13 protein-coding genes are annotated in these 19,289 nt (G+C 51.2%); 6 read left to right on the top strand and 7 right to left on the bottom strand.

Features of this window, described 5'->3' with window-relative positions; all coding sequences use genetic code 11:
* Nucleotides 1-467 precede the first annotated feature (467 nt).
* Nucleotides 468-1,010: a YfaZ family outer membrane protein gene (locus EDF88_RS07060; RefSeq protein ID WP_064517128.1), complete on the top strand. Its 543-nt coding sequence runs from the start codon at nucleotides 468-470 to the stop codon at nucleotides 1,008-1,010.
* Between the two features lie 200 nt (nucleotides 1,011-1,210).
* Entirely contained in the window at nucleotides 1,211-2,407 is a 1,197-nt protein-coding gene (locus EDF88_RS07055) for a nicotinamide mononucleotide deamidase-related protein YfaY (protein WP_134183723.1), read from the top strand.
* 3 nt (nucleotides 2,408-2,410) lie between these two features.
* On the opposite strand, the gene glpC is transcribed toward EDF88_RS07055, so the two are convergent.
* Genes glpC through glpA form a run of 3 tightly spaced genes read right to left on the bottom strand, consistent with a single transcriptional unit; the run spans nucleotide 2,411 to nucleotide 6,481 of the window.
* On the bottom strand, nucleotides 2,411-3,610 hold the full coding sequence (gene glpC, locus EDF88_RS07050; protein WP_134183721.1) for an anaerobic glycerol-3-phosphate dehydrogenase subunit GlpC: 1,200 nt from the start codon (nucleotides 3,608-3,610) through the stop codon (nucleotides 2,411-2,413).
* Nucleotides 3,597-4,865: a glycerol-3-phosphate dehydrogenase subunit GlpB gene (gene glpB / locus EDF88_RS07045; protein ID WP_134183719.1), complete on the bottom strand. Its 1,269-nt coding sequence runs from the start codon at nucleotides 4,863-4,865 to the stop codon at nucleotides 3,597-3,599. Before glpB ends, glpC begins: the two co-directional genes overlap by 14 nt.
* Nucleotides 4,862-6,481 (bottom strand): anaerobic glycerol-3-phosphate dehydrogenase subunit A, encoded by a 1,620-nt coding sequence (gene glpA, locus EDF88_RS07040; RefSeq protein WP_134183717.1) that lies wholly within the window; start codon nucleotides 6,479-6,481, stop codon nucleotides 4,862-4,864. Before glpA ends, glpB begins: the two co-directional genes overlap by 4 nt.
* A 239-nt stretch (nucleotides 6,482-6,720) precedes the next feature.
* Here glpA and glpT point away from each other — a divergent pair, with 239 nt between their 5' ends.
* Nucleotides 6,721-8,076: a glycerol-3-phosphate transporter gene (gene glpT / locus EDF88_RS07035; protein WP_134183715.1), complete on the top strand. Its 1,356-nt coding sequence runs from the start codon at nucleotides 6,721-6,723 to the stop codon at nucleotides 8,074-8,076.
* A 38-nt stretch (nucleotides 8,077-8,114) separates the two neighbouring features.
* On the opposite strand, the gene yfaE is transcribed toward glpT, so the two are convergent.
* The 4 genes from yfaE to ubiG form a co-directional block, all read right to left on the bottom strand.
* On the bottom strand, nucleotides 8,115-8,369 hold the full coding sequence (gene yfaE, locus EDF88_RS07030) for a class I ribonucleotide reductase maintenance protein YfaE (RefSeq protein ID WP_134183713.1): 255 nt from the start codon (nucleotides 8,367-8,369) through the stop codon (nucleotides 8,115-8,117).
* A gap of 3 nt (nucleotides 8,370-8,372) precedes the next feature.
* Nucleotides 8,373-9,503 (bottom strand): class Ia ribonucleoside-diphosphate reductase subunit beta, encoded by a 1,131-nt coding sequence (gene nrdB, locus EDF88_RS07025; protein ID WP_064517141.1) that lies wholly within the window; start codon nucleotides 9,501-9,503, stop codon nucleotides 8,373-8,375.
* Between the two features lie 59 nt (nucleotides 9,504-9,562).
* On the bottom strand, nucleotides 9,563-11,848 hold the full coding sequence (nrdA, locus tag EDF88_RS07020; protein ID WP_134183711.1) for a class 1a ribonucleoside-diphosphate reductase subunit alpha: 2,286 nt from the start codon (nucleotides 11,846-11,848) through the stop codon (nucleotides 9,563-9,565).
* Between the two features lie 351 nt (nucleotides 11,849-12,199).
* Nucleotides 12,200-12,925: a bifunctional 2-polyprenyl-6-hydroxyphenol methylase/3-demethylubiquinol 3-O-methyltransferase UbiG gene (ubiG, locus tag EDF88_RS07015; RefSeq protein WP_064517145.1), complete on the bottom strand. Its 726-nt coding sequence runs from the start codon at nucleotides 12,923-12,925 to the stop codon at nucleotides 12,200-12,202.
* Between the two features lie 159 nt (nucleotides 12,926-13,084).
* Between ubiG and gyrA the strand changes: the two genes are divergently transcribed.
* The 3 genes from gyrA (at nucleotide 13,085) to rcsC (ending at nucleotide 19,233) form a co-directional block, all read left to right on the top strand.
* Nucleotides 13,085-15,733 carry a DNA topoisomerase (ATP-hydrolyzing) subunit A gene (gene gyrA, locus EDF88_RS07010; RefSeq protein WP_134183709.1) on the top strand — a complete coding sequence of 883 codons (2,649 nt, stop codon included), beginning with the start codon at nucleotides 13,085-13,087 and terminating at the stop codon, nucleotides 15,731-15,733.
* Between the two features lie 109 nt (nucleotides 15,734-15,842).
* The gene (locus EDF88_RS07005; RefSeq protein WP_064517149.1) at nucleotides 15,843-16,229 is read left to right on the top strand and encodes an ASCH domain-containing protein; all 387 of its coding nucleotides are present in this window, start codon (nucleotides 15,843-15,845) and stop codon (nucleotides 16,227-16,229) included.
* 157 nt (nucleotides 16,230-16,386) lie between these two features.
* Nucleotides 16,387-19,233: a two-component system sensor histidine kinase RcsC gene (rcsC, locus tag EDF88_RS07000; protein ID WP_134183707.1), complete on the top strand. Its 2,847-nt coding sequence runs from the start codon at nucleotides 16,387-16,389 to the stop codon at nucleotides 19,231-19,233.
* Nucleotides 19,234-19,289: the final 56 nt, after the last annotated feature.

The following is a 19,289-nucleotide window of genomic DNA, read 5'->3' as shown; positions in this document are numbered from 1 at the left end:
AGCAAAATCAAAAATAAGCTTTGTTCCATTTGTAGGTTTTAAATGCTCTTACGTTGGAGGTTCTTATGTCTAACCATCCAAACTTGGTCGACCCGGTACCTATCGATGAACCGCTGCCCGGAGATACGGTACCAGATGTTCCAGACCCCATTGAGCCGCTTGATCCTGACTTACCCTTGGACCCGGTAAGATGAAGAGGGAAATGAAACCGCCTAAGGGCGGTTTTTTGTTGCCTTAACTACCATAAATGCCGTCTCGCTTACACTTAAACTCGCCTATTTTTCTACTGCTGCAACTTGTGGCGGGGATTGGTGAGAGTAAAGCTGGCGGCTGTTTAACAGGGCGTTTTTTCATTTTCTTACAAACGAATGAAGAAAAGCATTTCTAACGCATTGATTACCTCACCCCTGGCTGTAAAATCGGCGTTTTTTCAGGGACATCCCTTTTTACTGCTCAGGATTGAAAGCATGAACAAATTACTTTTGGCTGGCTTTGCCGGTTTAGCACTCGTATCTGCATCTGCAAGCGCTATTAGCGTTAGCGGCCAGGCGGGTGAAAAATATACAAACATCGCAGTAGGCTTCGGCCAGGATTCTGCCGGTCTGACCATGAACGGTAACTACGCGCATAATGATGACGACGGTGATACCGCAGGTCTGGGACTCGGTCTGAATGTGCCATTGGGTCCATTTATGGGTACAGTTGGTGGCCGTGCGGTTTATCTGAATCCGAAAGATGGTGATGAAGGTTATGCGTTGGCAGTGGGTGGTGGTTTGAGCTGGCAGGTATTTGATAGCATCTCCGTATTCGGTGATTACTACTACTCTCCAGACTCTCTTTCCAGTGGCGTGAAAGATTACCAGGAAGCCAGTGCGGGTGCTCGTTGGACTGTGATTCGCCCAATCACTGTTGAAGCTGGTTATCGCTATATCGGTGTTAACGGTAAAGATGGCAGCCGTGATAACGCTATCGCCGATGGTCCGTATGTGGGCGTGAGCGCAGGCTTCTAAACCCTTCGTCTTTCGCGTTGCAGGTACGTTTGCTGCGTTCGCTTACCCGAATCACTTAGTTTACTAAGCGATTCGGGATTCGTTCTCTTGCTGCCCTCCTGCAACGTGAAGTCTATCGTGGATTATCATTTCTGATTCCCTCTCTATACCTAAAATGATTTGCGCTATAGTGAACCGTTTTCTTCCCGCGGAGCACAACAATGATAAAAGTGGAAATGCTGTCTACCGGCGACGAAGTGCTGCATGGTCAAATTATTGATACCAACGCAGCCTGGCTTGCTGATTATTTCTTTAACCAGGGTTTACCAATGTCGCGCCGTAATACGGTGGGCGATAGTCTTGACGATTTAATCGCGGTGCTCAAAGAGCGCAGCGAACATGCCGATGTACTGATTGTGAACGGTGGCCTTGGGCCAACCAGCGATGACCTCAGTGCGCAGGCAGCCGCTACTGCCGCAGGCGTTGAACTGGTTATGCACCAGCAATGGCTTGAGCATATGGAACGTTTCTTTGCCGAACGCGGGCGTGAAATGGCACCGAGCAACCGCAAACAAGCGCTTATTCCGGCTACCAGCGAAATGGTCGATAACCCAGTCGGCACCGCATGCGGGTTTGCTCTACAACTCAACCGCTGCCTGATGTTCTTCACCCCAGGCGTTCCTTCCGAATTTAAAGTGATGGTTGATCAACAAATCATGCCGCGCCTGCGTGAGCGTTTTGTGTTGCCTGAGCCGCCAGTTTGCCTGCGCCTGACGACCTTCGGGCGTTCTGAAAGTGAGTTGGCGCAAAGCCTTGAACCTCTGTCATTACCCGAAGGCGCGGTAATGGGCTATCGCTCATCAATGCCGATTATCGAGCTGAAACTGACCGGGCCTGCCACTCAGCGGGCGGCAATGGAAGCTGTCTGGCCACAAGTGCAACGTGTGGCAGGACAAAGCGCTATTTTTGAGGGCACCGATGGTTTGCCTGCGCAGTTAGCGGAACGCCTGCGCGAGCAGTCACACAATATTGCCGTCAGTGAACAATTCACCGCCGGGCTGTTGTGCCTGCAACTCGCCAGTGCGCAAGCGCCATTGGGTAATAGTGAAGTGCTTTCTGCACGCCCTGAAACACTGCAGCAGATAACTGAGCGTGCAAAAACTTTCGCGCTGCAAGCGGGTAGTGCTCTGGCGCTGGTGGTGGGGTGCCTTGATGATGAGCATCTTCATTTCGCATTGCACACGCCAAAAGGGACTTATGGCCTGCAAGTGAAATTCAACGTTACCCGCTATGCCCTGCGTACACGCCAGGAAGTCTGCGCGATGATGGCCCTCAACATGCTGCGCCGCTGGCTCAACGGCTGGGATGTCGCCGCTGAGCATGGCTGGGTGAATGTTGTCGACTCACTAGAAATCTAAAAATTATGCGAGTGCCCGAGCCAAAAGCGTAATCGGGTGCTCGCATTTCTTGCTGGTGGACATCTCAATCTGCCATTTGCAGGTTTCGCAATCCGTCACCACCAAATTGACACCGCTCTCTTCGATCTGCTGGAATAACGGTGCGCCAATGCTTTGTGAAAATTGATAGTTTTCCTTTTTAAACCCGTACGTGCCTGCAATTCCACAGCACTGGGATTCGAGCATTATCAACTCCACACCCGGCAAGCGCCGCAGTAAATCTAGCGTATAGAGTGACCAGCCCATTTTCTCCATATGACATGGCGTGTGGTAAGCAATACGCAGTGGTAATGCTTTCAGTTTCAACTCCCGCCCGTCTTCGAGCTGCTTCCAGATAAAGCGAGTCGCCAGTTCAATATGGTCACGCATTGGGCGCGTGTCGATATCCAACACCTGCGGGTATTCATCGCGCAATGTAAACGTGCAGGTGGAGGACGTCGCGATAACCGGCAGCCCTTGCTCGAGTACGGCTTTGCCCAAAGAAGCCGCGTTAATTGCCGCCTGCTTTTTCGCTTTGTCGATAAAACCGTTAGCAATTAACGGTACGCCGCAGCACTTTTCACGTTCCAGCAGTTGTACGCCAAAGCCCATGGCATTCATCACGCTGACCAGATCTTTGCCCAACTGCGGGTGGTTGTAATTCACATAGCAACCGTGGAAAAACGCCACTTGCTCAGCAAAGGATTTTTGCGCCGTGGCATGTTTGCGATACCACTGACGAAATGTTCCCGAGGAGTATTTCGGTAATGTGCGGTGGCTGTCGATGCCGAGCGTTTTATCAAGCAAGTTTCGCACCGGCATAAGAGATGTCGCGGTATTCACCAGCGGTGCAAATGGCGTCGAAAGGGTGCCCATCAAATCGGTATGGCTGAGAATGGCATCTCTTAATTTAAAGGGTGTTTTGCCATAACGCGCTTTAGCACGCTGGATAATATCGCCAATTTTCACATCAGACGGGCAGGCGACTTCGCAGCGTTTGCAGTTAGTGCAAAATTTAAGGGCGTCGTCATAAAGTGCGGCATCTTTCAGGCGCAGGCGCTCTCCGTCAGGCCCGGACTGCTTAGGACCGGGGTAGTCCGGGTTAACCCGGCTGACCGGGCAGACAGTAGTGCAGACAGTGCATTTAATGCAGTTTTCAAAACTGGTTTCATCAAGCAGATTCATGCGCTGCCCCCTGCGATTCAAGAATGCGTTGTGCGACATGCAGTGCGCCAGTCATTGACACACCCGCGCCGCAACCTTGTTGCAGCGGGTCGAACCCGGCCAGTACCGAACCGATGGCGTAAAGGTTTTCGATACGTTGCCCGGCGCGGGCAGGGTGGAAATGCTTATCAACGGCAACACCTGCCTGCAAATACGGCTGCGGGCTGAAAAAGTCCTCTTTGCACCACGCTTCACGCTCGGCTGGGGCGCAGATATCGAGGCCAAAAACGGGTTCGCGTATGCCGCTGAATTTTGCCTCAAGGCCGTTACTGAAAAAGCTGCCGCTGGCGAGGACATAATGGTTTGCCCGCAGCGGGACTTCTGCGTGGTTGCGGGTGAAAATCGCACTGATATTTTGCAGCTGTGTTTCCGTCCTCACCACGGCGTCACCGGGCATCATTATCCCGTTGAGCTGCTGAAAACGGCGGCGCAACTGGTGATACAACCGCATACCGAGCACCGAAGGGGGAAGTGTGGGTAACAGGCGAAGCGGGCAGGGTAATTCACGGCTTACCGCCTGCCAGGCTTTATCATCTTCACTCCCGAGGCATGCCGGAAGGAACAGGGCATCAGTGTCATGCGCCAGCGTTTTAAGCTCATCAATAAGCAGGCGTTGTTGTTCTGGCATATCCAGTACGCGGGCGATATTGGCAGCGCGGAACTCGCTGGGGTTATTGCGTAACGTGTCCAGTGCGGGAAGTGTCAGTTCCGCGGTTTTCACATTGATGTGGTTTTCTGCCAGTGAACCAGCGACAAGTTCTGGCTGAAAATCGAGAAAACCGGCAATACCGACTACCGTGATGTGTTTCCACGGAAGGGGTGCTACGGGGATTTCCATTGGGCTAAGCCACGTTGCACGTTCAATTCCAAGCGGCGTAATACGCTGGTGGTTCTGCTTATAGCTGCCCGTAAGTGTGATATGGCAACGGGCCAGCAGCGCTTCACTCTCCATCGCGAAACGCTGTACGTTTTGCGCCCCCATCAGACTATAAGGGTGTTCTGGTGCCTGCAGTTTTAATGCTGCCAGTGCATCCAGGGGAGAGTTTACCGGAGTGCCATCGGGCAACTCCGCCAGTAAATCCAGCGATCCTGACGAAAAATGAAGTGCGCTTTGCCCGCGACTGACGATAGCGCAACGCAGCCCCGCTTCCGCCAGACGGATACCGCACACCAGTCCGGCGAGTCCACCGCCAATAATCAGGCTGTCGAATTTCATTGTGGCGTTCCTTTTTTTAGCCCGCACAACCCCTGGTACACCCAAGCGGTAAATTCGCTTTCTCGCAGCGCATCATCCCAGGCAATAGGGCGGATCCCTTTCCAGCGTTCATTGAGAAAAAGCGATAACTGGTCGAGCGATTGCGCAGGCGATGACGTGCCAAAACGTTGTAATAAACCGGCGGCGCGACAGGCGCATAACTCACCCTGGCAGGTACCCATTCCTACGCGGGTTCGACGGCGTAAATCGCCAAGATTGGCGACAGCCAGTTTATTGACCGCGTAGCGAACTTCACCGGCCGTTACCGCTTCACATTCGCAAACCAGGCTGTTGCTCAGGCGGTCGCCCGCCAGAAGTTGTTCAGCACGATCGCCGTGGCGCCAGACAGCAGAGCGGCGGATGGTTGGCGGTAGCGAAATGACTTTACTGAGTGTCTCTTCTTGCGAGCTTCCTGAACCAGGAAGCGGGACGGTTGCGGTGGTGCAGGGGCTGGAATGACCGAGTTTTTCGCACACCGCATTGGTGGCCCATTCAGCCATCAGGCGATAGGTCATGAGTTTGCCGCCAGTGATGGTGATAAAGCCGTCCATTCCGTCACGCTTTGCGTGATCCATCAATACGATCCCCCGGCTGGCGTTGCGCCCGCTCGGATCGTTATCGCTGGCAACCAGTGGGCGAACGCCAGCATAGGCACGCAAAATGCGGGTGGCTGCTAGTTTGGGCGCAAGTTTAGACCCTTCACGAATCAGGATATCGACCTCTTGCGGTGTGACGCGCATATTGTCGATTTGGTCGTACTCAACAGGTGTTGACGTGGTACCAATCAGCGAAATGGTATCGCCGGGCACCAGAATATCGGCATCAGCAGGTTTGCGGCAGCGGTTGATCACCATATTGTTGATGCGATGCCCGAGTATCAGCAACGAGCCTTTTGCAGGCAGCATACGAATACTTAAATCAGCATATTCAGCGATACGCTGCCCCCAGATCCCGGCAGCATTGACGACGATATTTGCATATAAATCGTGGCGTTGATGGCTCTGGTGGTTGTAGACCCTGACACCCATTACGCGACTGCCCTGGCGAATCAACCCGGTAACCTCCTGCCCGGTAAGAATTTCTGCGCCATGTTCTCTGGCATCGAGCATATTGGCGGCGGTCAGGCGGAAGGGGTCGACAGTTCCATCCGGCACGCGAACCGCACCGATAAGCGCAGGATTGGCCGCAGGTTCTATCCGTAATGCTTCTTTAGGATCGAGCTGTTGAGCATTGATTCCGGCGTCCTGGCACGCAGCAATAAACATGCTCTGCAAGGCTAAATCATCTTCAGGAAGGGTGATAAACAACCCGTCTGTGCGCTCAATACAGTGGCGAGCAATGCGTTTAAGGATGCGGTTTTCTTCAATACACTCGCGGGCTGATTCGCTATCTGTCATGGCGTATCGCGCGCCGCTGTGGAGTAAGCCATGGTTTCGGCCTGTCGCACCGGTGGCGATATCATGCCTTTCCAGTAGTAGCGTGCGTAACCCGCGTCGCGCACAGTCGCGGGCAATCCCGGCACCCGTTGCACCTCCACCAATAATAATGACATCCCTTTCTTTGCTATCCGCGTTCATGCGCTTCTCCTGGAAAGAACCTCTTGAACGCTATTCAGCCACAGAAAAGATTATCAATGTTTGATATCGAGCAAATTCGAGCATAAATCGAAAGTGAAGTGTGATGCCATGCACTATTTCGATAGTTTGTAATAAAAATGTAATAATTTGCGGGGTGTTTCACACTAACCAGACGGGATAATTCTTACCATGCGCTCGCAAAAGAACATTGCCTGATAAAACCTGCCACGGAGGCATTTATGCTGAGCATTTTCAAACCTACCGCCCATCAGCCACGGCTGAAAAGCGAGCACATAGATCCAACTTATAAACGCCTGCGCTGGCAAATCTTTATGGGTATTTTCTTCGGTTACGCGGCCTACTATCTGGTGCGTAAAAACTTCACCCTGGCGATGCCCTACTTGATTGAGCAAGGTTTCTCGCGAGGGGATTTAGGATTCGCGCTTTCTGGTATTTCTATCGCCTACGGCTTTTCAAAATTCATCATGGGGTCGGTTTCTGACCGCTCTAATCCGCGAGTTTTCTTACCCGCCGGTTTAATTCTGGCGTCGTTAGTCATGCTATTCATGGGATTTGTGCCATGGGCGACATCGAGCATCGCAGTGATGTTTGTGCTGCTGTTCTTATGTGGCTGGTTCCAGGGCATGGGCTGGCCGCCGTGTGGGCGCACCATGGTGCACTGGTGGTCCAAGAAAGAGCGTGGCGGAATTGTTTCTGTCTGGAACTGCGCACATAACGTGGGTGGGGGTTTGCCGCCATTGCTGTTCTTACTCGGGATGGCGTGGTTTAACGACTGGCATGCGGCACTTTATATGCCAGCCTTTGCGGCGATTCTGGTGGCATTGATTGCCTTTGCATTAATGCGCGATACCCCGCAATCCTGCGGCTTGCCGCCAATCGAAGAGTACAAAAACGATTACCCGGACGACTACAACGACAAAACGGAAGAGGAACTGACGGCTAAACAGATCTTCATGCAGTACGTTTTCCCTAACCGCCTGCTGTGGTACATCGCCATTGCTAACGTTTTTGTCTACTTGCTGCGTTACGGCATTCTCGACTGGTCGCCAACGTATTTGAAAGAAGTGAAGCACTTCGCGCTGGATAAATCATCCTGGGCTTATTTCCTTTATGAATACGCCGGGATCCCTGGCACGCTGCTGTGTGGCTGGATGTCGGACAAAGTGTTCAGAGGCAACCGCGGCGCAACCGGTGTGTTCTTTATGATTCTGGTGACGATTGCGACCATTGTGTACTGGCTGAACCCGCCGGGAAATCCGAGTGTGGATATGGCGTGTATGATTGTGATTGGCTTCCTGATCTACGGACCGGTGATGCTGATTGGCCTGCACGCGCTGGAACTGGCACCGAAAAAAGCCGCGGGAACGGCAGCGGGCTTCACTGGCTTGTTCGGCTACCTCGGTGGGTCGGTCGCCGCGAGTGCCATTGTCGGTTATACCGTTGATTTCTTTGGCTGGGACGGCGGCTTTATGGTGATGATAGGCGGCAGTATTATGGCCGTGATTCTGCTGCTGGTGGTGATGGTGGGTGAAAACAAACATCACCAGGAAATGAAAGCGCGGGAAGGTCAGTAATCCCCAGAAAATAAAAAACCTCCAGCGGGAGGTTTTTTTTACATCTCTATCTCAATATCGCCCTGCGCCTGGCAGCAGCAGGGCAGTATTTCACCGGGCTGGATAAACGCCAGCGGTTCGGTAAGCCACTTCACTTCGCCTGCCGTCAACCGGATACGACAGGAGCCGCAATAACCTTCCCGGCACTGATATTCCACGGCGACCTGGTGAGATTCCAGCGTCGCCAGCAGGGAAGGATGTTCTTCTTCACACAGGAGTTGTGCTCCGGTGATTCGTAGCGTAATACGGCTCATAAATTACAGCTGGAAATCGCTTAAATCGTCGGTGTTAACGTTCGAATCAATCTGACCGACCAGATAAGAGCTCACTTCCACTTCTTGCGGTGCAACCTGCACGTTGTCAGACACCAGCCAGGCGTTAATCCATGGGATTGGGTTAGAGCGCGTTTTAAATGGCAGGTCCAGGCCAACTGCCTGCATACGGATGTTGGTAATGTAATCAACATACTGGCAGAGAATATCTTTGTTCAGACCGATCATCGAACCGTCGCGGAACAGATAGCTTGCCCACTCTTTTTCTTGCTCGGCAGCCAGTACGAACAGGTCGTAGCATTCCTGGCGGCATTCCTGGGCGATTTCCGCCATTTCAGGATCGTCTTCACCGGAGCGCATCAGGTTCAGCATGTGCTGAGTCCCGGTCAGGTGCAGCGCTTCGTCACGGGCAATCAGTTTGATGATTTTCGCGTTGCCTTCCATCAGTTCGCGCTCGGCGAATGCGAAGGAGCAGGCAAAGCTGACATAGAAGCGAATCGCTTCTAGTGCGTTAACGCTCATCAGGCATAAATAGAGTTGGCGCTTGAGTGCACGCAGGTTCACGGTCACGGTTTTGCCGTTCACGTTGTGCGTACCTTCACCCAGCAGATGCCAGTAGCTAGTCATCTCAATCAGTCGGTCGTAGTAACCGGAGATATCTTTTGCGCGCTTTAAGATTTCCTGGTTAGTAACGATATCGTCAAACACAATCGCCGGATCGTTAACGATATTACGGATGATATGGGTGTAAGAGCGTGAATGGATGGTTTCGGAAAACGCCCACGTTTCAACCCAGGTTTCCAACTCAGGGATGGAAATCAGCGGCAGCAGAGCCACGTTCGGGCTGCGGCCCTGAATGGAGTCCAGCAGAGTCTGGTATTTCAGGTTGCTGATGAAAATGTGTTTTTCGTGATCGGGCAGCGCCTGATAGTCGATACGGTCACGGGAAACGTCCACTTCTTCCGGACGCCAGAAGAAGGAGAGTTGCTTTTCAATCAGCTTTTCGAAGATGTCATATTTTTGCTGATCGTAGCGAGCCACGTTAACCGACTGGCCAAAGAACATCGGTTCTGCAAGCTGATCGTTTTTCGTCTGTGAAAAAGTGGTGTAAGCCATGAGGTTAAATCCTGTAATGCGTCGAAAAAATCCCCTCAGCAAGGTGAGGGGATTTTAAGTTAGATTTTACATGCGCCGCTTTCGCAGCCATCGTCCTGGATTGAAGGCGCCAGGTCGTCTTGCGCATCTTCCGCACCGTCGCGGGTGTTCTGATAATAAAGCGTTTTAACACCGAATTTATAAGCAGTGAGCAAATCTTTCAGCAACTGCTGCATCGGCACTTTACCAGACGCGAAGCGTGTTGGGTCATAGTTGGTGTTTGCAGAGATCGACTGGTCGATAAACTTCTGCATCAGACCCACTAATTGCAGGTAACCGTCATTATTCGGCAGATCCCATAGCAGCTCATAGTTGTCTTTCAGCGTTTCGTAATCTGGCACAACCTGGCGCAGGATACCGTCTTTTGACGCTTTAATGCTGATATGGCCGCGCGGTGGCTCGATACCGTTGGTAGCGTTAGAAATCTGTGAAGAGGTTTCAGACGGCATCAAAGCAGAAAGTGTTGAGTTACGCAGGCCGTGGGTCTTGATTGACTCACGAAGCGCTTCCCAGTCCAGATGCAGCGGCTCATTGCTGATCACATCCAGGTCTTTCTTATAAGTGTCGATTGGCAGAATGCCTTTTGCATAGGTGGTTTCGTTGAACCACAGGCAAGGGCCTTGCTCTTTCGCCAGTTCGTTCGAGGCTTTCAGCAGGTAATACTGAATCGCTTCGAAGGTTTTGTGCGTCAGGTTGTTGGCGCTGCCATCGGAGTAACGAACGCCATTCTTCGCCAGGTAGTAAGCGAAGTTAATCACGCCCACACCCAGAGTACGGCGACCCATCGCACCACGTTTAGCGGCAACGATTGGGTAGTCCTGGTAATCCAGCAGCGCATCCAGAGCGCGTACTGCCAGAATCGCTAACTCTTCCAGCTCATCAAGGCTGTTGATAGCGCCCAGGTTGAATGCTGACAGCGTACACAGCGCAATTTCACCGTCTTCGTCGTTGATGTCATTCAGTGGTTTGGTCGGCAGCGCGATTTCCAGGCACAGGTTAGACTGGCGAACTGGTGCGATAGCCGGGTCAAACGGGCTGTGGGTGTTGCAGTGGTCAACGTTCTGAATGTAGATACGGCCAGTTGAGGCACGCTCTTGCATCATCAGTGAGAACAGCTCAACCGCTTTCACACGTTGCTTACGGATGCTGTCGTCTTTTTCGTATTTGGTGTACAGCTGCTCGAACTTTTCCTGGTCGGCAAAGAATGCGTCATACAGACCTGGAACGTCAGACGGGCTGAACAGTGTGATGTCTTCGCCTTTGAGCAAACGGGTGTACATCAGTTTGTTGATTTGCACACCGTAGTCCATATGACGGACGCGGTTGCCTTCAACACCACGGTTGTTTTTCAGTACCAACAGGCTTTCAACTTCCAGGTGCCACATTGGGTAGAACAGTGTCGCAGCACCGCCACGCACGCCGCCCTGAGAACAGGATTTCACTGCGGTCTGGAAGTGTTTGTAGAACGGGATACAGCCAGTGTGGAACGCTTCACCGCCGCGAATTGGGCTACCCAGCGCACGGATACGACCGGCGTTGATGCCGATGCCTGCTCGTTGGGAAACATACTTCACAATCGCGCTGGAAGTGGCGTTGATGGAGTCCAGACTGTCGCCGCACTCGATCAGTACACAAGAGCTGAACTGGCGAGTAGGGGTGCGCACGCCTGACATAATTGGCGTAGGCAGAGAAATTTTGAACAAGGAAACCGCATCGTAAAAACGTTTCACGTAGCTCAGACGGGTTTCACGCGGATAGCCGGAGAACAGACACGCGGCAACCAGAATATAAAGGAACTGTGCGCTTTCGTAGATTTCGCCGGTGACACGGTTCTGAACCAGATACTTACCTTCGAGCTGTTTTACAGCCGCGTAGGAGAAGCTCATGTCGCGCTCATGGTCGATGTAATCGTCCATCTGCTTGAACTCTTCTTCCGTGTAGTCTTCCAGCAGATGTTGATCGTATTTGCCCATCTCAACCATTTTCACGACATGGTTATAGAGTTTAGGCGGCTCGAACTCACCGTAAGCTTTTTTGCGCAGATGGAACACAGCCAGGCGCGCAGCCAGATACTGGTAATCAGGCGCATCGCGAGAGATTAAATCGGCCGCTGCTTTGATGATGGTTTCATGAATGTCAGAGGTTTTGATGCCGTCATAAAACTGGATGTGCGAGCGCAGTTCAACCTGTGATACGGATACGTTATTTAAGCCTTCGGCGGCCCAATCCAGAACTCGATGGATTTTATCCAGATCGATACGCTCAGTGCGACCGTCACGTTTTGTAACCAGCAGACTCTGATTCATGTGCGTTTGTACCTGTCCGTGAAATGAAAAATGCCCCGTTTATCCACAGTTGGCCTCTAGTGGCTAACCTTGTGGATAAATACTATATGTAGGGGGTTGTGGATTACTTGATCACTATATGGTGAGTATTCTAGTAACTAATCGGCTGAGAACAAGTATTGATTTCGAGACGGATTTAAGGTTGTGACAAGCGGAATTTCGCTAAGTCCACGTCACATAAGGCCTGTGACAATTGTCAATGGGATGCAAAAAAAATGATATTTTTGATCGAGTGCTGATTTCTTAAACTTCATTGATAAGTGCGCGGTTTGATACCGCGCAATTTTCATCAATCTGGCTTATGGATACAAATCATTTTTCAGCTTTTGTATGCAGCATGTAATTAACATCGACACCTGGTGCAAGTTTGAACGTATTGGTCAGCGGGTTGAAATGTAACCCGGTGATGTGGCGTTCGCGCAGTGGGGTGTCGTCAACCCAGGAGAGTAATTCCGCAGGCTTGATGAATTTCTTAATGTCGTGCGTGCCTTTTGGCACCATGCGCAGGATGTATTCAGCACCAACCACCGCCATCAACCAGGATTTGCCATTACGGTTAAGAGTGGAGAAAAAGACGTGGCCACCCGGTTTTACTAATTTCGCGCAGGCAGTGACGACCGATTTCGGATCCGGCACGTGCTCGAGCATTTCCATACAGGTGACGACGTCATACTTCCCGGCAAATTTTTCCGCGTGCTGCTCAACGGTTTCCTGAACGTAATCCACCTTAATACCGCTTTCCAGCGCATGGAGCTTAGCAACCTGTAATGGCTCGAAACCCATATCCAACCCGGTCACATTAGCGCCTTCGCGCGCCATGCTCTCTGCCAGAATCCCACCGCCACAGCCGACATCAAGCACCGTTTTACCAAACAACCCATCTGCGCGTTGGCTGATATAACCCAAACGCAGCGGGTTGATGCGATGCAGAGGCTTAAATTCGCCTTCAAGATCCCACCAGCGTGAAGCTACGGCTTCGAATTTGGCGATTTCATCATGGTCGACGTTCTGGATAACCGGCTGGTTTTCGGCATTCATGGGGCTACTCACTCCTTGTTCGTTTCGTGGCAGGAGTATATCAGTCAATGTGTGTGAATAAACCATTCGGCAACCATGTTGTGGTTTCCCCAAAGTAGGGCGATTGTGTTATAATTTGCGACCTTTGAATCCGGGACACAGTAGAGGGATAGCGGATACATGAGCGACCTTGCCAGAGAAATTACACCGGTCAACATTGAGGAAGAGCTAAAGAGCTCATATCTGGATTACGCGATGTCGGTTATTGTCGGCCGCGCACTGCCAGATGTCCGCGATGGACTCAAGCCGGTACACCGTCGCGTACTTTACGCCATGAACGTATTGGGCAATGACTGGAATAAAGCGTACAAAAAATCCGCCCGTGTTGTTGGTGACGTAATCGGTAAATATCACCCTCATGGTGATACCGCTGTCTATGACACTATCGTGCGTATGGCGCAGCCATTCTCATTGCGTTACATGTTGGTAGATGGCCAGGGTAACTTTGGTTCTGTGGACGGTGACTCCGCCGCGGCGATGCGTTATACGGAAATCCGTATGTCGAAAATCGCTCACGAACTGATGGCCGATCTCGAAAAAGATACGGTAGATTTCGTCGATAACTACGACGGAACCGAGCGCATTCCTGATGTTATGCCGACCAAAATTCCTAACTTGCTGGTTAACGGTTCATCCGGTATCGCAGTAGGCATGGCAACTAACATCCCGCCTCATAACATCACTGAAGTTATCAACGGCTGTCTGGCGTTTATTGAAGACGAAGAGATTACCGTTGAAGGGTTGATGGAACACATCCCAGGCCCAGACTTCCCAACTGCCGCTATCATCAATGGCCGTCGTGGCATTGAAGAAGCGTACCGCACCGGCCGTGGCAAAATTTACATTCGCGCCCGTGCAGAAGTTGAAGCAGATGCGAAAACAGGTCGTGAGACCATCATCGTTCATGAAATTCCATACCAGGTTAACAAAGCACGCCTGATTGAGAAAATCGCTGAACTGGTGAAAGACAAACGCGTTGAGGGCATTAGCGCTCTGCGTGACGAGTCTGATAAAGACGGTATGCGCATTGTTATCGAAATCAAACGCGATGCAGTGGGCGAAGTGGTTCTGAATAATCTTTATTCTCAGACTCAGCTGCAAACGTCCTTCGGTATCAACATGGTTGCGCTGCACCAGGGCCAGCCGAAGATCATGAACCTGAAAGATATTCTTTCTGCGTTCGTGCGTCACCGTCGTGAAGTCGTTACGCGTCGTACTATTTTCGAACTGCGCAAAGCACGCGACCGTGCGCACATCCTCGAAGGTCTGGCGATCGCTCTGGCGAACATCGACCCGATTATCGAACTGATTCGTCATTCTCCGAATGCAGCAGAAGCGAAAGCTGGCCTGATTGCCCGTTCATGGGCGCTGGGCAATGTTTCTGCCATGCTGGAACGTGCAGGTGATGATGCTGCGCGCCCTGAGTGGCTGGAACCTGAGTTCGGTATTCGTGATGGTCAATATTTCCTGACCGAGCAACAAGCTCAGGCAATTCTGGATCTGCGTTTGCAGAAACTGACTGGCCTTGAGCACGAAAAACTGCTCGACGAGTACAAAGAGCTGCTGGAACAGATCGCTGAGTTGCTGCACATTTTGGGCAGCGCTGAACGTCTGATGGAAGTGATCACCGAAGAGCTGGTTGCCATGCGCGATCAGTTCGGCGACAAACGTCGTACTGAGATCACTGCAAATACCTCTGATATCAACATTGAAGATTTGATCAACCGAGAAGATGTGGTTGTGACTCTGTCCCACCAGGGCTATGTGAAATATCAACCGCTGACCGACTACGAAGCACAACGTCGTGGTGGTAAAGGTAAGTCCGCAGCACGTATTAAAGAAGAAGATTTCATCGACCGTCTGTTGGTTGCCAATACTCACGACACCATCTTGCTGTTCTCCAGCCGTGGTCGTCTGTATTGGATGAAGGTTTATCAGTTGCCTGAAGCGAGCCGTGGTGCGCGTGGCCGTCCAATTGTGAACCTGCTGCCACTGGAAGCGAACGAACGTATTACCGCGATCCTGCCGGTGCGTGAGTATGCTGAAGGCGTTAACGTGTTCATGGCGACCGCAAGCGGTATCGTCAAGAAAACTGCGTTGACCGACTTCAGCCGTCCACGTTCAGCGGGCATCATCGCCGTCAACCTCAACGAGGGTGATGAGCTGATTGGTGTTGATTTGACCGACGGTAGTAACGAAGCGATGTTGTTCTCGGCTGCGGGTAAAGTGGTGCGCTTCAAAGAAGACGCCGTTCGTACCATGGGCCGTACTGCAACAGGTGTTCGCGGTATTAAGCTTGCGGGTGAAGACAAAGTCGTTTCCCTGATCATTCCACGCGGCGAAGGTTCTATCCTGACCGTGACGCAGAATGGTTATGGTAAACGTACCGCAGCTGATGAGTATCCGACTAAGTCACGTGCGACTCAGGGCGTTATTTCCATCAAAGTGACCGAGCGTAACGGCAGTGTTGTTGGCGCGGTACAGGTGGAAGATACCGACCAGATTATGATGATTACCGATGCTGGTACTCTGGTTCGTACTCGCGTTTCTGAAGTGAGTGTCGTTGGCCGTAACACCCAGGGCGTTATTCTTATCCGTACTGCGGATGATGAAAACGTGGTGGGCCTGCAACGTGTTGCAGAACCGGTTGATGAAGAAGAACTGGATGCTATCGACGGTACCGTTGCGGAAGGTGATGACGAAATCGCACCTGAAGCAGACGTAGATGACAACGCTTCTGATGAAGCAGACGACGAAGCAGACGAATAATCTGAATTTTGTTGTTTGATATGACTCATAACGCCCGATGCATTTATTGCATCGGGCGTTTTTTATTTTAATATCAAGTTAGGCTTGGTTTAACTCATAAGGTAATTCAATGGCTATTCCTGAGAAGTATGAAGATGTAGAACGCTGGGCATTTGGTGATACAGAAAAACAGGCGGACGAACTGGTTAAATTAGTGCTCGATGGCGTGAAAACAGCCACCTGCGCTAATCTGGATGGCGAGGGTATTGCCCAGCCAGGCGATATCTTTGTGGTGGTAGATGGCAAGAATAAGCCGGTTTGCGCGATTGAACTGACCACCACGGAAATGACTACTTTTGAACAGGTGGGCGAAGCCCACGCTCTGGCAGAAGGTGAAGGTGACCGCACGCTGGCGTACTGGCGTAACGAGCATAAACGCTTTTTTGAAGAGTACGATCTGTTCTCTCCGGATATGACACTGGTGTTGATGCACTTCAAGGTTATCGAAAAGTTCTGAAAGTAATACCTCGCGATCGGATAAATACAGGCGCCCGCCACGGCAATTTGTAGGTATCGATCGCGATAAACCTTACCGGTTTGCCGTTGCGGGCTGCCATTTTTGCGGCTACCTTAACGGCATCCAAAGTTTAGCTATTTCCACGACCAGGCTCAATTTGAAATATCTTGTCTCCTTTCGCGCCACACTAAAAGTCTCCCGCTACCTGTTTCGGGCACTGGCTTTATTGCTTTGGCTGCTGATTGCGCTCTTTTCGGTGTTCTACATCATGAATGCCCTACACGAAAAAGAGTCAGAAATTCGCCAGGAATTTAATATCAGCTTTGACCAGGCTCAGCGTTATATCCAGCGTACGTCTGATGTGGTGAAAGAGCTCAAGTACATTGCGGAAAATCGCCTGACCGCCGCTAATGGCGTGTTGCCGTCCGTGGAAAATGATGACAACAGAGTCGACCCACCGAGTTTCATGCCGTTGTTCCCCGACTCTGACTGTTCAGCTGTCAGCTCAACCTGGCGTTCTTCTTTGCAATCCCTGGCGTGGTTTTTACGCTATTGGCGAGACAATTTCTCAGCGGCCTACGATCTCAATCGCGTCTTTTTAATTGGCGGTGACAATCTTTGCATGGCGGATTTCGGCCTACGTGAAATGCCCCTTGAGCGTGAAAAAGCGTTGAAAACGCTGCATGAGCGCATCATGAAATATCGCAATGCACCACAGGATGAGCGCAGCAATAGTATTTACTGGATTGGTCAGGGTTCACGCCCAGGAGTCGGGTATTTCTATACTCTTACGCCGGTGTATCTGGCTAACCGCTTGCAGGCTCTGTTGGGGGTTGAGCAAACCATTCGTATGGAGAACTTCCTTTCACCGGGTTCAATGCCAATTGGCGTGACAATTCTCGATGAAAATAGCCATCCATTGATTTCACTTACCGGCCCGGAAGCAAACATTCAGCCTGATGAAAAATGGCTTCAGGAACGTTCCTGGTTTGGCTATACCGCCGGATATAAGCAATTTATTCTCAAGAAAAACTTGCCGCCGTCATCGATGAGCGTGGTGTACTCCGTACCTGTGGATATGGTGCTGGAACGCATTCGCATGTTGATTCTCAATGCGGTGCTGCTGAATATCCTGGTTGGAGTTGTGCTGTTTACTCTGGCGCGTATGTATGAAAAACGGATCTTTATTCCGGCGGAAAATGATGCCCTGCGCCTCGAAGAGCACGAGCAGTTCAACCGTAAAATTGTCGCCTCAGCGCCGGTCGGTATCTGTATTTTGCGCACTCAGGATGGGACAAACATTCTGAGTAACGAACTGGCGCACAATTATCTCAATATGCTGACACATGAAGACCGACAGCGGTTAACGCAAATTATCTGTGGCCAGCAGGTTAACTTTGTCGATGTGTTGACCAGTAGCCACACCAACTTGCAGATTAGCTTTGTCCATTCGCGTTATCGTAATGAAAACGTCGCAATTTGTGTGCTGGTGGATGTCAGTGCGCGCGTCAAGATGGAAGAGTCGCTCCAGGAAATGGCACAAGCCTCAGAGCAGGCGAGCCAGTCAAAATCCATGTTCTTAGCCACCGTGAGCCACGAACTGCGCACACCGCTATATGGCATCATCGGTAACCTGGATTTATTGCAAACTAAAGAGCTACCGAAAGGGGTCGATCGCCTGGTGACGGCGATGAACAACTCATCGAGCCTGTTGCTGAAAATCATCAGCGATATTCTCGACTTCTCAAAAATTGAATCCGAGCAGTTAAAAATAGAGCCGCATGAGTTCTCACCACGTGAAGTGATGAGCCATATCACCGCAAACTACCTGCCGCTAGTGGTGCGTAAACAGCTCGGACTGTACTGTTTTATCGAACCGGATGTGCCGTTGACGCTGCAAGGCGACCCAATGCGTTTGCAGCAGGTCATTTCCAACTTGCTCAGTAACGCCATCAAATTTACCGATATTGGCTGTATTGTTCTTCACGTCAGTGTGGAAGGGGACTACCTCTCCTGGCGTGTGCGTGATACCGGCGTGGGTATCCCGGCTAAAGAAGTCACGCGCTTATTTGACCCATTCTTCCAGGTGGGCACAGGCGTGCAGCACAACTTCCAGGGTACAGGGCTTGGGCTGGCCATCTGCGAGAAGCTAATTAGCATGATGGATGGTGATATTGCCGTAGATACTGAAGTGGGGATGGGTAGCCAGTTTACGATCCGTATTCCTTTATACGCTGCAAAATACGCCGAGCAATCCCAGGTCGAAGGGTTGGTTAATAAACGCTGCTGGCTGGCGGTGCGTAATGCTTCGCTGAGTAAATATCTCGAGTCTGTGCTTGTTCGTAACCAAATCGATGTTCAGCAGTATCAGGGTCAGAGGCCGGATAACGACGATATTTTGATAACCGATGATGAGCTGGAAAATGCCTGGGAAGGGCGCGGCGCCATTATCTTCTGCCGTCGCCATATCGGGATCCCAATTGAAGCCTCGCCGGGTTGCTGGTTGCATAGCCTTGCAGCACCCCATGATTTATTGCTGCTCCTTGGGCGCATTTACAGCATTACGGTTAATCTGCCAGGGACTGACTCCACCCAACCGGTAGTCGTTGATAGCAATGAAAAAAATGACGATATGATGATTCTTGTTGTCGATGATCATCCTATCAACCGACGTTTGCTGGCAGATCAGCTGGGATCATTGGGTTATCAATGTAAAACGGCAAACGACGGTGTCGATGCACTGAATGTGTTGAGTAAAAATCACATTGATATTGTGCTGAGCGACGTCAACATGCCGAATATGGATGGTTATCGTCTGACACAACGGATTCGTCAGCTCGGTTTGACTTTGCCGGTGGTGGGAGTGACGGCAAATGCGCTGGCAGAAGAGAAACAACGCTGTATTGAGTCGGGAATGGATAGCTGCCTGTCGAAACCGGTCACGCTGGATATTCTGAAAACGACGGTCGATCTGTATGCCGCAAGGGTGCGTAGCGGCAGATAAAAAAATGGTGGATGTCGCTTACGCTAATCCACCCTACGATTGCTTTCTTGTCGGTC

Origin of the sequence: Buttiauxella sp. BIGb0552 (genome assembly GCF_004366275.1) — a bacterium.
Taxonomy (GTDB): domain Bacteria; phylum Pseudomonadota; class Gammaproteobacteria; order Enterobacterales; family Enterobacteriaceae; genus Buttiauxella; species Buttiauxella gaviniae.
This window is presented reverse-complemented; position numbering and strand designations above follow the sequence as displayed.

Bases quoted from the DNA above. Each gene is read 5' to 3' on its own strand.
- EDF88_RS07060 (WP_064517128.1), top strand. From the start codon at position 468: ATGAACAAATTACTTTTGGCTGGCTTTGCCGGTTTAGCACTCGTATCT.
- EDF88_RS07055 (WP_134183723.1), top strand. From the start codon at position 1,211: ATGATAAAAGTGGAAATGCTGTCTACCGGCGACGAAGTGCTGCATGGT.
- glpC (WP_134183721.1), bottom strand. From the start codon at position 3,610: ATGAATCTGCTTGATGAAACCAGTTTTGAAAACTGCATTAAATGCACT.
- glpB (WP_134183719.1), bottom strand. From the start codon at position 4,865: ATGAAATTCGACAGCCTGATTATTGGCGGTGGACTCGCCGGACTGGTG.
- glpA (WP_134183717.1), bottom strand. From the start codon at position 6,481: ATGAACGCGGATAGCAAAGAAAGGGATGTCATTATTATTGGTGGAGGT.
- glpT (WP_134183715.1), top strand. From the start codon at position 6,721: ATGCTGAGCATTTTCAAACCTACCGCCCATCAGCCACGGCTGAAAAGC.
- yfaE (WP_134183713.1), bottom strand. From the start codon at position 8,369: ATGAGCCGTATTACGCTACGAATCACCGGAGCACAACTCCTGTGTGAA.
- nrdB (WP_064517141.1), bottom strand. From the start codon at position 9,503: ATGGCTTACACCACTTTTTCACAGACGAAAAACGATCAGCTTGCAGAA.
- nrdA (WP_134183711.1), bottom strand. From the start codon at position 11,848: ATGAATCAGAGTCTGCTGGTTACAAAACGTGACGGTCGCACTGAGCGT.
- ubiG (WP_064517145.1), bottom strand. From the start codon at position 12,925: ATGAATGCCGAAAACCAGCCGGTTATCCAGAACGTCGACCATGATGAA.
- gyrA (WP_134183709.1), top strand. From the start codon at position 13,085: ATGAGCGACCTTGCCAGAGAAATTACACCGGTCAACATTGAGGAAGAG.
- EDF88_RS07005 (WP_064517149.1), top strand. From the start codon at position 15,843: ATGGCTATTCCTGAGAAGTATGAAGATGTAGAACGCTGGGCATTTGGT.